We start from the raw sequence: 15,375 nt of genomic DNA, 5'->3' as shown, positions 1-15,375 counted from the left end.
CCATTACTTGCGCAACAGGCGCAAACCGTTGAACACCACCAACAGGCTCACGCCCATGTCGGCGAACACCGCCATCCACATGGTGGCGAACCCGAAGAAGGTTACCGCAAGAAAGATCGCCTTGATCACCAGTGCAAGGGCAATGTTCTGTTTGAGGACGCTCGACGTGTTCCGCGAAAGACGGATGAACGCCGGGATCTTGCGTAAATCGTCGTCCATCAACGCGACATCGGCGGTTTCGATCGCGGTATCGGTGCCGGCGGCCGCCATCGCGAAACCGATCTGTGCACGCGCCAGCGCCGGGGCGTCGTTGATGCCGTCGCCCACCATGCCGACCTGATGGCCCTTGGCATACAGCGCCTCGATGGCTTGCAACTTGTCGGTCGGCAGCAGATCGCCCTTGGCCTCATCGATGCCCACCTGCGCGGCTATCGCCTGGGCAGTGTGGACGTTGTCGCCGGTCAGCATCAGGGTTTTGATGCCCAGCTCATGCAGTTGCTCGATCGCTTCGCGGCTCGAGTCCTTCACCGTATCGGCCACGGCAAACAGTGCCAGTGGGCCGGAGGCGTCAAGCAACAGCACCACGGATTTGCCCTGTTTCTCCAGCGCGAACAGCTTTTCCTCCAGCGCGGGCGAGCACAGGTTCAACTCTTCCACGAGGCGATGGTTGCCCAAGTGGTAGACCTGACCATTGATTTCGCCGCGCACGCCACGCCCGGCCAGCGCTTCGAAGTTATCCACAACCTGGGGCGCCAGGCCTTTATCCACCGCCGCATGGGCGATCGCCAGCGATACCGGGTGGTCCGAGCGTCCGGCCAGCGCCGCCGCAATCGTCGGCGCCGAGGCTTCAGCCGTAGGGTCGAGTGCCAGGTAATCGGTCTGCACCGGTTTACCGTGGGTGAGGGTGCCGGTCTTGTCCAGCGCCAGGTAGTCGAGCTTGTGTCCGCCTTCCAGGTAGACGCCACCCTTGATGAGAATGCCTTTACGCGCCGCCGCCGCGAGGCCGCTGACGATGGTCACCGGCGTGGAAATCACCAGCGCACAAGGACAGGCAACCACCAGCAATACCAACGCCCGATAAATCCAGTCGAACCACGCCGCGCCCATGAACAGCGGCGGAATCACTGCCACAGCCAGCGCCAGGACAAACACCGCCGGGGTGTAGATCTTCGAGAACTGGTCGACGAAGCGCTGGGTGGGCGCGCGCGCGCCTTGAGCCTGCTCGACGGCGTGGATGATGCGCGCCAGGGTCGATTGGCTGGCCAAGGCGGTGACCGCATACTCCAGTGAACCGGCCTGATTGATGGTGCCGGCGAACACCTTGTCACCCACCGTCTTCTCCACCGGCAGGCTTTCGCCGGTGATCGGCGCCTGATCGATGGTCGAACTGCCGGACACCACCTCTCCGTCCAGGCCGATACGCTCGCCCGGCCGCACGCGCACCCGAGCGCCCAGTGCGAGGGTCTTGACGTCCTCCTCCAGCCAACTGCCGTCGGCCTGCAATACCGTCGCCCGGTCCGGAGCCATCTGCATCAAGCCGCTGATGGCATTGCGAGCCCGGTCCAGGGACCGGGCCTCGATCAACTCAGCGACGGTGAACAGGAACATCACCATGGCCGCTTCCGGCCATTGGCCGATCAGAATCGCGCCAGTCACCGCGATACTCATCAGCGCGTTGATGTTCAGGTTGAGGTTTTTCAGGGCGATCCAGCCCTTCTTGTAGGTGCCCAGGCCGCCACTGAAGATCGAGATCAGCGCAATGATCGCCACCACCCAATCCGGCGCCGCACTGGTGAAATGCACCACTTCGGCACCGAGCGCAGTCACGCCGGACAGTGCCAGCGGCCACCAGGGTTTTTTCTCAGCGCTTGGCGCCGGCGTTTCGACGCCCTGCTCCAACGGCTCGGCGTGCATGCCCAGGGACTTGATCGCCTCGACGATAGGCGCAGTGCCCGGCAGGTCGTGGGTCACGCCCAACACGCGGTTGATCAGGTTGAAATCCAGTTGCTGCACGCCCGCCAGCTTGCCGAGCTTGTTCTGGATCAGCGTCTGCTCGGTCGGGCAGTCCATGGCCTCGATGCGAAAGCTGCTGAGCTTGGCGTTGGCACTGGGGGCTTCGGTCAGTTGCACTCGCGCCGGTGCTGCCGCCTTTGGCGAGCAGCAGGAGTCGCCAGGGCCACCATGGTTATGTTTATGCACAGGCTGCAGCTTGTGACCGTGCCCATCGTCGTGGGTATGGGTGTGCCGGGAATCGCTCATTGTTCGCGTCCTTGAAAGTGCCTGTTGCCAAGTAAAGACCCTGTAGCCACTATAGGGTCAAGCACCTTTTTGGAGACACCGTCATGAAGATCGGCGAACTGGCAAAACTCACCGACTGCGCCGTGGAAACCATCCGCTACTACGAGCGCGAAAGCCTGCTGCCGGAGCCGGCCCGCAGCGACGGCAACTACCGCGTCTATACCCAGGCCCACGCCGAACGCCTGACCTTCATCCGCAACTGCCGCACCCTGGACATGACCCTTGAGGAAATCCGCGCCCTGCTGGCCTTTCGCGACAGCCCGCAGGATCAGTGTGAAAGCGTGAATGCGCTGGTGGACGAACACATTCATCACGTGAAGGCACGAATCGACGGCCTGCTGGCACTACAGGCACAACTCATCGACCTGCGCCGCCGTTGTGGCGAAGGGCCGGAGGTCGATCAATGCGGGATTTTACAACGCCTGGAAGTCAGTGGCGGCGTGGTGGCGACGGAGGTGGAGCATTCACATGTAGGCCGTAGTCACGGCCACTAATGTGAAGCAACTCTCCCCCTCTGTAGGAGCGAGCTTGCTCGCGATGGGATATCAGTCGACACCGATGTGTCTGAACCCATCGCGAGCAAGCTCGCTCCTACAGGTTACACCGCCATCGGCGCCGTCATCGGTGCGTGGTGCTGATAACCTTCGAGCGAGAAATCACTCGGCTCGACCTGTTCCAGCCACTCGGGCTGATAAACGCCCGTCTTGGCGAACTCCGGCACACGGTCGCTGATCACCAGTTTCGGCATCGGGAACGGCTCACGCTTGAGCTGTTCGTTGAGCATGTCCAGGTGGTTTTCATAGACGTGGGCGTCGCCGATGAAATACGTGAACCAGCGCGGCGTATAACCGGTCAGGCGACCGATCAGGCTGAGCAGCGCGGCGCCTTCGGTGAGGTTGAACGGCGTGCCCAGGCCCAGGTCGTTGGAACGGATGTAGAGGGTCAGGGAAATCTCTTTCGTCTCGACATTCGGGTGGAACTGGTACAGCAGGTGGCACGGCGGCAGGGCCATTTCATCCAGTTGCGCGACGTTCCAGCCGTGGAACAGGATACGGCGGCTACCCGGGTCCTTGATGATGGTATCGACGCACTGGCGGACCTGATCAATGGCCTTGTACAGCACCACATAAGCCTGGCCGTTTTCTTCGCCTTCGGCGATCTGGCGATAACCCTGGTTCAGCGTCTGCTCGATGGCGGCCGGGTTGCTCAAGGGGATTTGCTTGTACGCCGGCCATTTGCGCCATTGCACGCCGTAGATCTCGCCGAGGTCATCTTCACCTTGGCGGAACGGGTTGGCCAGCCACTGGGCATTTTCGTTGGCGTTCTGGTCCCAGACCTTGCAACCCAGGTCGCGGAATTGCGCGGCGTTGTTCACGCCACGCAGGAAACCGCACATTTCGCCGATGGCGGATTTGAAAGCCATCTTGCGCGTGGTGATCGCCGGAAAACCTTCCTGCAGGTCATACCGCAGCATCGCGCCGGGGAAGCTGATGGTGTTCACGCCGGTGCGGTTGGCCTGCTTGGTGCCGTTCTTGATGACGTGGGCGACCAGTTCGAGATATTGCTTCATGAGTTACCTGTGTCCTTGAACCCGGGGCGCAATCCCCGGGGTTCGAATTTAGGCGGCAGCCGCTGGCGGCGCCGGTGCGCGATTGTAGGCCAGCCAGATCAGGAAGAGGCCACCGACGATCATCGGCACACACAGCACCTGACCCATGGTCAGCCAGTTCCAGGCCAGATAGCCCAGTTGCGCATCCGGTACGCGGACGAATTCGACGATGAAACGGAAGATGCCATAGAACAGTGCGAACATCCCCGACACAGCCATGGTTGGCCGCGGTTTGCGCGAGAACAGCCACAGGATCAGGAACAGCGCGACGCCTTCCAGGGCGAATTGATAGAGCTGCGACGGATGGCGCGGCAATTGAGCCGGATCGCTGAACGGCGGGAAGACCATGGCCCATGGCACGTCGGTCGCCTTGCCCCACAATTCAGCGTTGATGAAGTTACCGATACGCCCGGCACCCAGGCCGATCGGCACCATCGGCGCAACGAAGTCCATCAGTTGGAAGAACGACTTGTTGTTCTTCTTGCCGAACCACAACGCCGCCAGCATCACACCGATGAAACCACCGTGGAACGACATGCCGCCCTTCCACACCTCGAAGATCAGCATCGGGTTGGCCAGGTATGCGCTCAGGTCATAGAACAGCACGTAACCCAGTCGACCGCCGACAATGACGCCCATCGACATCCAGAACACCATGTCGGAAAGTTTTTCCTTGGTCCAGGTCGGGTCGAAGCGGTTGAGCCGGCGCGATGCCAGCAGCCACGCACCGCCGATGCCAATCAGGTACATCAACCCGTACCAGTGGATTTTCAGCGGACCGATGGCCAGGGCCACCGGGTCGATCTGCGGGTAAGGCAGCATTGCGACTCCTCATTAGCGTTAAAACTTTCAAAATTCCCGGCGGACGCTGTCATGCCAGGATTAAGCCAGGATTGTGCGGTGCGTCAGAGCAGGAAACTCAAACCGACGCAGAACAGCAAAGCGGCGAACAGCCTTTTGAGCAAGCGCGGCGACAGCTTGTGGGCCAACCTTGCACCCAATCGAGCAAAGATCATGCTGGTCAGGGCAATGCCCAGCAGCGCCGGCAGGTAAACAAAACCGAGACTATGGGCCGGCAACAACGGATCGTGCCACCCCAGAATCATGAAACTTAATGCACTTGCCAGAGCTATCGGCAAGCCGCAGGCAGATGAAGTGGCCACGGCCTGCTGCATCGGCACACTGCGCCAGGTCAGGAACGGTACGGTCAACGAACCACCGCCAATTCCGAATATCGCCGAGGCCCAGCCGATCACCGTACCGGCGAGGGTCAGACCGACTTTGCCGGGCACCGTTCGGCTGGCTTTGGGCTTGAAGTCCAACGCCAGTTGCACCGCGATCACCAGGGCGAACACGCCGATGATCTTTTGCAGGTTGGGACCGGAGATCGCCTCCGCAGTCAGCGCACCAAAACCGGCACCCAGCAGAATGCCAACGGTCATCCACGCAAAGATCGGCCAGCGCACGGCGCCCCGACGATGATGCTCGCGCACCGCGTTGACCGAGGTAAAAATGATCGTCGCCAGCGAGGTACCGACCGCCAGGTGCGTCAGGATGGAAGCATCGAAGCCCTGCAAGGTGAAACTGAACACCAGCACCGGCACGATGATGATCCCGCCACCCACGCCAAACAGACCGGCCAGCACACCTGCGCAGGCGCCAAGCGCCAGATAGAGCAGAAATTCCATGGGCGATCCCTGTACACCATTAAACCTGCGCGGCATGGTAACGGATGCATGGCACTTGGCTCCACTGTGCAAGCCGATGGAACGATGAGCGATGTCTGCGTAGAGTGGGCAAAAAACACACAAGGACCACCTTATGTGCCTGATTGTCTTTGCCTGGCGCCCGGGTCACGCCCAGCCGCTGATCGTTGCGGCCAACCGTGACGAATTCTACGCCCGGCCCAGCCTGCCGCTGGCGCAATGGGAAGAAAACCCACAGGTTTATGCCGGTCGCGATCTGGAGGCTGGCGGCACCTGGCTCGGTGTCGGCGCCAACAGGCGTTTTGCAGCATTGACCAATATTCGTGACCCTCATCAACCTGCGGCACGCAAATCCCGTGGCGAGTTGGTGGCGCGCTTTCTCGCAGGCGATATGCCCATTGATGACTATCTGGACGACGTTGTCGGACGTTCGCTGGAATATGCCGGGTTCAACCTGCTGGTCGGCAATGCCAACGAACTGTGGCATTACCACGCCCGGGACGCTGAGGCGGTTTTATTGCCGCCGGGCGTCTACGGATTGTCCAATGCCGGGTTGGACACTCCTTGGCCCAAATTGCTCAAGGCGCGGGCGGGGCTGGAGACGTTGCTGGACGATCCCCAACCCGAGAAGCTTCTGGCCTTGCTGAGCGACGCGCAGACCGCGCCGTTCGCCGAATTGCCGGACACCGGGGTGGGGTTGGCGACCGAGTCGCTGCTGTCGAGTGTTTTCATTGCCAGCCAGAGCTATGGGACCCGGGCGAGTACGGCGTTGATCGTGCAGGCGGATGGGGCGCGGCATCTGGTTGAGCGCAGCTTTGGGCCGTATGGCGGGCATCTTGGGGAGGTTGAGGTCAGGATCTAGGCTTTGTGGTGTTTGGGCTGCCGCCTTCGCGGGCAAGCCCGCTCCCACAGGTTTTTTTGGTGTACACACAATTTGTGTTTCACACCGAACACTGTGGAAGCGGGCTTGCTCCGGGCGGCGCTCCGACGATGGGCGCACCGCCGATCTAGACCGCCTTCGCCGCCGCCGGATTGACCATCTTCGCCAATCCAAGGTTCTTCAGCGCCAGTTGCAACGAGCTGTGGATAACCTGCGGGTTGTCGATGGTCATCAGCTCTGCCAGCAGCTCCTTGGCCTTGTCCAGGTTGATCTGGCGCAGCATCCACTTCACCTTTGGCAGGTTGGTGGCGTTCATCGACAGACTGTCAAAGCCCATCGCGGTCAACAGCACCGCTGCCGCCGGATCGCCGGCCATCTCGCCGCAAATACTCACCGGCTTGCCTTCGGCATGGGCATCGCGCACCACGGTTTGCAGGGCTTGCAAGACCGCCGGGTGCAGGTAGTCGTAGAGGTCGGCCACCCGCGGGTTGTTGCGGTCCACGGCGAGCAGGTACTGGGTCAGGTCGTTGGAGCCGACCGACAGGAAGTCCACCTGCCGCGCCAGCTCCCTGGTCTGATACACCGCTGCCGGAATCTCGATCATCACACCAATCGGCGGCATCGGCACATCGGTGCCTTCGTCGCGCACCTCGCCCCAGGCCCGGTGAATCAGGTGCAACGCTTCTTCGAGTTCGTGGATGCCCGAGATCATCGGCAGCAGGATGCGCAGGTTGTTCAGGCCTTCGCTGGCCTTGAGCATCGCCCGGGTCTGCACCAGGAAAATTTCCGGGTGGTCGAGGGTGACGCGGATGCCGCGCCAGCCCAGGAACGGGTTGTCTTCCTTGATCGGGAAGTACGACAGCGCCTTGTCGCCACCGATGTCCAGCGTACGCATGGTCACGGGTTGCGGGTGGAACGCGGCGAGCTGCTCGCGGTAGATTGCCAGTTGTTCCTTTTCGCTGGGGAAGCGCTGGTTGATCATGAACGGCACTTCGGTGCGGTACAGGCCCACTCCCTCGGCGCCACGCTTCTGCGCACGCGCCACGTCGGCCAGCAGGCCGGTGTTGACCCACAGCGGCATGCGGTGACCATCGACGGTCACACAAGGCAGGTCGCGCAGGGAATCAAGCCCCAGCGCCAGCTGTTTCTCTTCCTCCACCACTTCAGCGAACTGCTTGCGCAGTACATCGCTCGGGTTGGTAAAGACTTCACCGCGCACGCCATCGAGGATCATCTCGATGCCGTCGACCTTGGCATACGGCAAATCGACCAGGCCCATCACGGTCGGGATGCCCATGGCCCGCGCCAGGATCGCGACGTGAGAGTTGCCCGAACCGAGGACTGAGACCAGGCCAACCAGCGTGCCCTCCGGCACTTCCCCGAGCATGGCCGGGGTCAGTTCCTCGGCGACCAGAATGGTTTTTTCCGGATAGACCAGGTTCTGCTGGCGCTCTTCCTGCAAATAGGCGAGCAGGCGGCGCCCCAGGTCCTTGACGTCCGAGGCCCGCTCACGCAGGTAGGCGTCGTCCATCAATTCGAAACGGTTGACGTGATCGGTGACCACCTGACGCAAAGCGCCCTGGGCCCACTGTCCGGTCTTTATTACGGTGGTGACTTCATTGCCCAGCGCCGCGTCGTCCAGCATCATCAGGTAGACGTCGAACAGGGCCCGCTCTTCGGGCCGCAACTGGGTGGCCAGCTTGGCGGACAACGCGCGCATGTCGGCGCGCACACCCTCGATGGCGGTCTTGAACAGCTTGAGTTCCGCGTCGATGTCGACGATGGTTTTGTCTGGCACTACGTCAAGGTCGGCCGGTGGCAGCATGACCACCGCCGTACCGACGGCCGCGCCCGGTGAACCCGGCACACCGACGAACTTGGCTTCCTGAATGCCCTTGCCCTGACGGCCAAGGCCACGGATCGAGCCGGTGGCCTCGGCATGGGCGATAACCCCGGCGAGCTGCGCGCTCATGGTCACCAGGAAGGCTTCTTCACCTTCATCGAACTGGCGACGTTCCTTTTGCTGGATGACCAGCACGCCGACGACGCGGCGGTGGTGAATGATCGGCGCCCCGAGGAATGAGGCGTAGCGCTCTTCACCGGTCTCGGCGAAGTAGCGGTAGCGCGGGTGATCCGCGGCGTTTTCGAGGTTCAGGGGTTCTTCACGCGTGCCGACCAGGCCGACCAGACCTTCGTTGGGTGCCATGCTGACCTTGCCGATCGAGCGCTTGTTCAAGCCCTCGGTCGCCATCAGCACAAAGCGGTTGGTCTCGGGATCAAGCAGGTAGACCGAGCAGACCTGGCTGCCCATGGCCTCTTTGACGCGCAACACAATAATCCCCAACGCCGCCTTGAGATCCTTGGCGGAGTTAACTTCCTGGACGATCTTGCGCAGCGTATTGAGCATGGCTCGGGGTCGAACTCCGTCGTCAGTCGCGCGCTAAAAGGCGCGGGGCAAGCTCTTTGAGAGCGCGTCGATACACCTCGCGCTTGAATGTCACCACCTGGCCCAACGGATACCAATAGCTGACCCAGCGCCAACCATCGAATTCCGGTTTACCGGTCAAATCCATCCGCACCCGCTGCTCGTTGGAGATCAGGCGCAGGAGAAACCATTTCTGTTTCTGGCCGATGCACAGCGGTTGGCTGTGGGTACGGACCAGGCGTTGCGGCAAACGATAGCGCAACCAGCCGCGGGTACAGGCAAGAATTTCAACGTCCTCGCGCTCCAGGCCCACTTCTTCGTTCAGCTCGCGGTACAAGGCGTCTTCCGGCGTCTCCTGAGGGTTGATTCCCCCTTGCGGAAACTGCCAGGCATCTTGATTGATACGGCGAGCCCATAGCACCTGTCCGGCATCATTCGTGAGAATGATCCCGACATTGGGGCGGAAACCATCGGGGTCGATCACGGCAACAACCTCGCAAACGCATGTCGCCGCATTGTTCCACAAAGGTCGTGAAGGCAGCAACGCGCCGACCGACCTTATGTGCACTCTGGTGAAAAGTCCGTATTCTGGGCGCCTTTCTACAGACTTTTCAGCGAGTAACCGCAATGCGCCTGGCTTTATTCGACTTGGACAACACCCTCCTGGGCGGCGACAGTGACCACGCCTGGGGCGATTACCTGTGTGAACGCGGCTTTCTCGACGCCGTGGCCTACAAGACCCGCAATGATGCGTTCTATCAGGATTATCTCGCCGGCCAGCTGGATAACGCCGCCTACCTGAATTTTTGCCTGGAAGTGCTCGGTCGCACCGAAATGGCCACGCTGGACGAATGGCACCTGGATTACATGCGCGACTGCATCGAGCCTATCGTGCTGCCCAAGGCCATGGCCCTTTTAGCCAAGCACCGTGAAGCGGGCGACAAGCTGGTGATCATCACCGCCACCAACCGTTTTGTCACCGGGCCGATTGCCGCACGACTGGGCGTCGAAACCCTGATCGCCACCGAGTGCGAAATGGTCGATGGCCGCTACACCGGGCGCAGCACCGACATCCCATGCTTTCGTGAAGGCAAAGTGACACGCCTGACCCGCTGGCTGGAAGAAACCGGGCATTCGCTGGAAGACAGCTATTTCTATAGCGATTCGATGAATGACCTGCCGCTGCTGGAGCAGGTGACGAACCCGGTGGCAGTGGACCCGGACCCGAACTTGCGCGCCGAGGCCGAGAAACGAGGCTGGCCGGTCATCAGTCTGCGCGACTGATGACCGTCTTCTGCAGGAGCGAGCATGCTCGCGATGGTCGCCAACGATAAAGTTGGCAGCCTGACACCCCGCGGTGTCCGGTCCCCCATCGCGAGCAAGCTCGCTCCTACAGGGAAGGTGCACGCTTCAGACTGGTTTAGCCCCCATCAACCCCGCAATGGCGATAAAGCAGACAAAACTGAACAACGCCAGGGCGAAACTGAACCTGCCCACGCCTCCCGGGGTCTTGCGCAGCTTGTTCAGGCGCACCAGCAACCAGAACCACGCCAGTGCCGCCACGGTGTAGAGCACGCTGGAGGCCAGAAGCCAGGTCTGGCCCAGTGGCCAGCCCACCCGGTGCACCATCGCCCACCCCGTGAAAGGCAAGCTCAACAGCGCCAGCCCCATCACCAGCCAGACAAACACCCGCGGCCGTTGCAACGTGCGGCTGGCCGCCGTGGTGTCCCCTTGGTGCCGCGTGCGCCAGACCCAAATCGCCAGGCCCAGCGCGCAGAGCAACAACAGCGCGGTGGCCACGACATGCGCCATCTTCAGGGCGGTTAATGTTTCCATGGTTCGATTTCCTTATGCCTTGCCCATCAGCGTAGCCGTTCAGCCAAGAAACAGCTGATAGGCCGGGTTGTCGCTTTCATCCCAGTACGGGTAGCCGATTTCCTCAAGCGCCGCCGGCACCAGATGACGCTCTTCGTGGGGCACTTGCAGGCCGGCGACCACACGGCCGTCCGCCGCGCCATGGTTGCGGTAATGGAACATCGAGATGTTCCAGCGCCCGCCAAGCTTGCTGAGGAAGTTGAACAACGCACCCGGTCGCTCTGGGAACTCAAAACGCAGCACCACTTCGTCCACAACCTGGGCCGCGCGACCACCGACCATGTGACGGATGTGCAGTTTGGCCAGTTCGTTGTCGGTCAGGTCCAGCACCGGGAACCCCTGTTCGGTCAAACTGGCGAGCAGCTTGCTGCGCGGATCGTTTTCCGGGTGCGTCTGTACGCCAACGAAAATGTGGGCTTCGCTGCCGGTGTTGTAGCGATAATTGAATTCGGTGATCTGGCGCTTGCCGATGGCTTCGCAGAATGCCTTGAAGCTGCCCGGTTTTTCCGGAATGGTCACGGCAATGATGGCTTCGCGGCCCTCACCCAGCTCGGCGCGCTCGGCGACGTGGCGAAGACGGTCGAAGTTGACGTTGGCGCCGGAATCGATGGCTACAAAAGTGTGCCCGGTGACACCGCGCTGCTCCACGTACTTCTTGATGCCGGCGACGCCCAGAGCGCCGGCAGGTTCGGTGATCGAGCGGGTATCGTCGTAGATATCCTTGATCGCCGCGCAAATTTCGTCGGTGCTGACGGTGATCACCTCATCGACGTAATCCTTGCAGATATCGAAGGTGTGCTGACCGATCTGGGCCACCGCCACGCCATCGGCAAAGATGCCCACGGCCGGCAGTACGACACGCTCACCCGCTGCCATGGCCGCTTGCAGACAGTTGGAGTCGTCGGGCTCGACGCCGATGATTTTGATCTCAGGACGAAGGTACTTGGCATACGCCGCAATGCCGGCGATCAGGCCACCACCGCCCACCGGCACGAAGATCGCATCCAGGCGGCCCGGTTGCTGGCGCAAAATCTCCATCGCCACCGTGCCCTGCCCCGCGATGGTGTGAGGGTCATCGTAGGGGTGGATGTAGACGTAGCCTTTTTCATCGACCAGCTTCAGCGAGAAGGCCAGGGCTTCCGGGAACGAATCCCCGTGCAGCACCACTTTGCCGCCCCGCGAACGCACGCCCTCGACCTTGATTTCCGGAGTGGTCTTGGGCATGACGATGGTGGCTTTCACACCCAGTACTTTTGCCGCCAGGGCCAGGCCTTGTGCGTGGTTGCCCGCCGAAGCCGTCACCACGCCACGGGCGCGCTCTTCGTCGCTCAGTTGCGTGAGCTTGTTATAGGCCCCACGAATCTTGAACGAGAACACCGGCTGCAAGTCTTCACGCTTGAGCAAAATACTGTTGCCCAGCCGCTCGGAGAGCTGGCGGGCAGTCTGCAATGGGGTTTCTACGGCAACGTCATAAACGCGCGAGGTGAGGATCTTCTTGACGTACTGTTCGAGCATCGGAAAGCATCACTGGGCGGCTTGGGCGGAACCGGGGAGTCTAACCCGCATTTCGGCCATGCGACCACACGAATGAAGAGGTTTTAACCCATCATGGCGCTATAATGCGGGCCTTTCCGTCTACCCTTGCCCGCTTTCGGAGCCCGCATGACCCAGGATCAACTCAAACAGGCCGTGGCCCAGGCTGCCGTCGACTTCATCCTCCCGAAACTCGATGACAAGAGCGTCGTCGGGGTCGGCACCGGCTCCACCGCCAATTGCTTCATCGACGCCCTGGCCCAGCACAAGGGCGCCTTCGACGGCGCGGTCGCCAGCTCCGAAGCCACCGCTGCACGCCTCAAGGGCCACGGCATTCCAGTGTACGAACTGAACACCGTCAGCGACCTGGAGTTCTACGTCGACGGCGCCGACGAAAGCGACGAGCACCTGAACCTGATCAAGGGCGGCGGCGCGGCCCTGACGCGCGAGAAGATCGTCGCCGCCGTGGCCAAGACCTTCATCTGCATCGCCGACGCCAGCAAACTGGTGCCGGTGCTCGGCGCATTTCCGCTGCCGGTGGAAGTGATCCCGATGGCCCGCAGCCACGTGGCCCGTCAACTGGTCAAACTGGGCGGCGACCCGGTTTACCGTGAAGGCGTTGTGACCGACAACGGCAACATCATCCTCGACGTGTTCAACCTGCAGATCACCAATCCGGTGGAGCTGGAAGCGCAGATCAACGCGATTGTCGGCGTGGTCACCAACGGCTTGTTCGCGGCGCGACCGGCGGACCTGCTGTTGCTGGGCACGAGCGAAGGCGTGAAGACGCTGAAGGCGCAGTAACCTCAATCCCAATACCCTGTAGAAGCGAGCATGCTCGCGAAGAAATGCACAGGCAACGCTGGCAGCCTGACACCCCTCGGTGCCTGAGCCACCATCGCGAGCGTGCGCGCTCCTGCAGGGGTTCTGTGTTCTTAGGGCTTCTTGAACACATAAAACAGGTTCGGCTCGCTCACAAGATACAGCGTACCGTCGTCATCCATGGCCATGCCTTCCGCTTGCGGCACCGTTTTCGTCAGCCCCTGGCGCCCCTTGCTCAGCGACATCGTGCTCAAAGGGCGACCGTCGACATCCAGTTCCAGAATCAGTCGCGACTCGTCGGACAGCGCTAGTAAATGGCCGCTGCGCTCGTCGTATTGCAGGCTGGAGAGGTCTCGAACGAACATTCCCGCATCCCGCTTGGGGTTGTTGACCACGTGGACGGCGTACGACTTTTCCGGGTTGTAATGGGGGAAACCCTGCACTTCGTAGATCAACATCGGGTCGCGCTCCTTGGCGACAAACAGACGCTTGCCGACCGAATCATAGGCCAGGCCTTCGAAACCCTTGTTACTGCTCATGTGCACGCCAAGCGTCATCTGTTCGGCGTCGGCAGCGTCGAGGAAGGTGGTGTCTTCGTCCAGATGAATCTTGATCAACCGCTGCTGGCGCTCGTCGGTAAGCACGTAGGTGTCGGCGCTGATGAACTCCACGGCTTCAGGATCACCGAAACCGATCAGCGCAATGCGCCGGATGATCTGGCCTTGCAGCGAAAGTTCGATGAGCTCCGAGTTTTTGTTGGTGACGGTGAACAGGCTTTTGCGCACCGGATCGAAAGTCAGTGCCGACACATCGTCATCCAGGCCTTCGATGCTCCGGCCTTCGAGGGTGACAAGGTAGCGATCCAGCCCGATGGACTGCGCGCTTTCCGGCTGCCAAAGCGTGTACAGGTTGAACCAGGCGCGCTCGAACAGCCGCAGGTACTGGCCGATGGTGAGCAGGATGAGCAGCGCAATCGCCAGCAGGATCAGAATCAGGGGTTTGGGACGGGCAAATCGACGCATCGGGAAGGCTCGGATATCAGAACAGGTGGATGAAATACCACGGCAGTCTGAATCCAAGCTTAATGGCCATTAGCCCCAGCCTACAACTGAGCGTCGCGCTTCCTACAAAACGCGGATCAGTTCTGCTTCTCGAAACGATAGAACAAGTTGGGCTCGCTGACCATGTACAGCGTGCCTGCCTCGTCCATGGTCACGCCCTCAGCGCGCGGGATGGTCTTTTTCAGCCCGTTGAAACCGCCCAGCACGGTCATGAAGCTCACTTGTTCGCCCTTCTCGTCGAGCTCCAGCAACAGATGAGAGTCAGCAGACAGCACCAGGGTATGCCGGGTTCGAGGATCGATGGCCAGGGCCGACAGGTTGCGGATGTCGAGTTCGTCACTGGCCAGCTTTTGTTTGTCGCCAGTCAGCGTCTGACCGTCGGCACTCTTCCAGGTAAACAGCGCTGCGGGGCGCTCCTCACCCAGCAGCATCTGCTGGTTTTTTGCATCCCAGACGACCGCTTCGAAGGCTTTATTCTGGTCCGCAGAGGGGCCAAGGTCGTATTTTGCGAAGTTGGACATGTTCAGCTCGCGGGTGTCGGCGTCCACCTTGACGATGACCAACAAATGCTGGCGTTCATCGACGATAGCCAACCGACCATTCCCCATGACCGTCACCCCTTCCGGATTGCTCCAGCCCACCAACGGCATCTTGCGCAACACCTCGCCCTGCAAGGTCAGCTCGACCAAGAACGGGTTCTTGCCCATGACCGCGAACAGGGTCTTGGTTTGCGGGTCGTAGGCAAGGTCCGATGCTTCGTCCTTTTCCATCCCCGGCAACGCCTTGGCATCGATCACCACCCGATAGTCCGGCAACCAGATGCTTTCCTGGCGCTCTGCCGTACTTTCAAAGCGCTCCATTACCCAGAGCAGGCCACGGTCATCCCAATGCATCGCAAACGCCAGGCCGTACGCCGCGCCGGCAACCAACAAAAGCCAGGCATACCAGCGCATGAAGAAACGCGGGCGGCGGGCAGTCTTGAGCGAAGGCAGCGGTTGGGTGGCCATCGAGAGATGCGTTCCAGAAATTCAGGCTAGAGGTAATAGCACAGTTGGGCCCGGCTCAGACGCCGTTAATCCACGAATTATCCGGAGAGGATGTGAAAAAAATGGCAAATGGCGGGTTTGCCTTGTTATTCACCACCCCGCCCCTGTAGGAGCGAGCAT

14 protein-coding genes are annotated in these 15,375 nt (G+C 61.1%); 4 read left to right on the top strand and 10 right to left on the bottom strand.

The window, feature by feature from the left end; translation table 11 throughout:
- Positions 1-3: 3 nt before the first annotated feature.
- Positions 4-2,259, bottom strand: coding sequence for a heavy metal translocating P-type ATPase (locus tag AB4N64_RS26385; protein ID WP_460119947.1), 2,256 nt, complete (start codon positions 2,257-2,259; stop codon positions 4-6).
- 83 nt (positions 2,260-2,342) lie between these two features.
- Here AB4N64_RS26385 and cadR point away from each other — a divergent pair, with 83 nt between their 5' ends.
- Complete coding sequence (gene cadR, locus AB4N64_RS26380; protein WP_460119945.1) at positions 2,343-2,792, top strand: Cd(II)/Pb(II)-responsive transcriptional regulator; 450 nt, start codon at positions 2,343-2,345, stop codon at positions 2,790-2,792.
- A 104-nt stretch (positions 2,793-2,896) separates the two neighbouring features.
- On the opposite strand, the gene AB4N64_RS26375 is transcribed toward cadR, so the two are convergent.
- From AB4N64_RS26375 to AB4N64_RS26365, 3 genes are all read right to left on the bottom strand, one after another.
- A complete protein-coding gene (locus AB4N64_RS26375; protein WP_460119943.1) occupies positions 2,897-3,868 on the bottom strand; it encodes a thymidylate synthase in 972 nt (323 codons plus the stop codon).
- A gap of 48 nt (positions 3,869-3,916) precedes the next feature.
- A complete protein-coding gene (gene lgt, locus AB4N64_RS26370; protein WP_460119942.1) occupies positions 3,917-4,729 on the bottom strand; it encodes a prolipoprotein diacylglyceryl transferase in 813 nt (270 codons plus the stop codon).
- An 83-nt stretch (positions 4,730-4,812) separates the two neighbouring features.
- The gene (locus AB4N64_RS26365; protein ID WP_460119940.1) at positions 4,813-5,595 is read right to left on the bottom strand and encodes a sulfite exporter TauE/SafE family protein; all 783 of its coding nucleotides are present in this window, start codon (positions 5,593-5,595) and stop codon (positions 4,813-4,815) included.
- A 133-nt stretch (positions 5,596-5,728) separates the two neighbouring features.
- On the opposite strand from AB4N64_RS26365, the gene AB4N64_RS26360 reads away from it, so the two are divergent.
- Positions 5,729-6,475 carry an NRDE family protein gene (locus tag AB4N64_RS26360; RefSeq protein ID WP_460119938.1) on the top strand — a complete coding sequence of 249 codons (747 nt, stop codon included), beginning with the start codon at positions 5,729-5,731 and terminating at the stop codon, positions 6,473-6,475.
- Between the two features lie 145 nt (positions 6,476-6,620).
- Here the strand turns inward: AB4N64_RS26360 and ptsP are convergent, their stop codons facing one another.
- Positions 6,621-8,900, bottom strand: coding sequence for a phosphoenolpyruvate--protein phosphotransferase (gene ptsP / locus AB4N64_RS26355; RefSeq protein ID WP_460119936.1), 2,280 nt, complete (start codon positions 8,898-8,900; stop codon positions 6,621-6,623).
- Positions 8,901-8,922: 22 nt separating this feature from the next.
- Entirely contained in the window at positions 8,923-9,402 is a 480-nt protein-coding gene (locus tag AB4N64_RS26350; RefSeq protein ID WP_007897732.1) for an RNA pyrophosphohydrolase, read from the bottom strand.
- Positions 9,403-9,545: 143 nt separating this feature from the next.
- On the opposite strand from AB4N64_RS26350, the gene AB4N64_RS26345 reads away from it, so the two are divergent.
- On the top strand, positions 9,546-10,202 hold the full coding sequence (locus tag AB4N64_RS26345) for a histidinol-phosphatase (protein ID WP_460119934.1): 657 nt from the start codon (positions 9,546-9,548) through the stop codon (positions 10,200-10,202).
- 126 nt (positions 10,203-10,328) lie between these two features.
- On the opposite strand, the gene AB4N64_RS26340 is transcribed toward AB4N64_RS26345, so the two are convergent.
- A complete protein-coding gene (locus tag AB4N64_RS26340) occupies positions 10,329-10,754 on the bottom strand; it encodes a DUF2269 family protein (RefSeq protein WP_460119932.1) in 426 nt (141 codons plus the stop codon).
- A 39-nt stretch (positions 10,755-10,793) separates the two neighbouring features.
- On the bottom strand, positions 10,794-12,308 hold the full coding sequence (ilvA, locus tag AB4N64_RS26335) for a threonine ammonia-lyase, biosynthetic (RefSeq protein WP_460119930.1): 1,515 nt from the start codon (positions 12,306-12,308) through the stop codon (positions 10,794-10,796).
- A 147-nt stretch (positions 12,309-12,455) separates the two neighbouring features.
- Between ilvA and rpiA the strand changes: the two genes are divergently transcribed.
- A complete protein-coding gene (gene rpiA, locus AB4N64_RS26330; protein ID WP_460119928.1) occupies positions 12,456-13,130 on the top strand; it encodes a ribose-5-phosphate isomerase RpiA in 675 nt (224 codons plus the stop codon).
- A 131-nt stretch (positions 13,131-13,261) separates the two neighbouring features.
- On the opposite strand, the gene AB4N64_RS26325 is transcribed toward rpiA, so the two are convergent.
- Complete coding sequence (locus AB4N64_RS26325; RefSeq protein WP_460119926.1) at positions 13,262-14,170, bottom strand: SdiA-regulated domain-containing protein; 909 nt, start codon at positions 14,168-14,170, stop codon at positions 13,262-13,264.
- Positions 14,171-14,286: 116 nt separating this feature from the next.
- The gene (locus AB4N64_RS26320; protein WP_460119924.1) at positions 14,287-15,216 is read right to left on the bottom strand and encodes an SdiA-regulated domain-containing protein; all 930 of its coding nucleotides are present in this window, start codon (positions 15,214-15,216) and stop codon (positions 14,287-14,289) included.
- Positions 15,217-15,375: the final 159 nt, after the last annotated feature.

It is taken from the genome of Pseudomonas sp. S2_C03, from assembly GCF_054668405.1.
The sequence above is the reverse complement of the archived record's forward strand: the minus strand, read 5'-3'. Positions and strand labels throughout refer to the sequence as shown.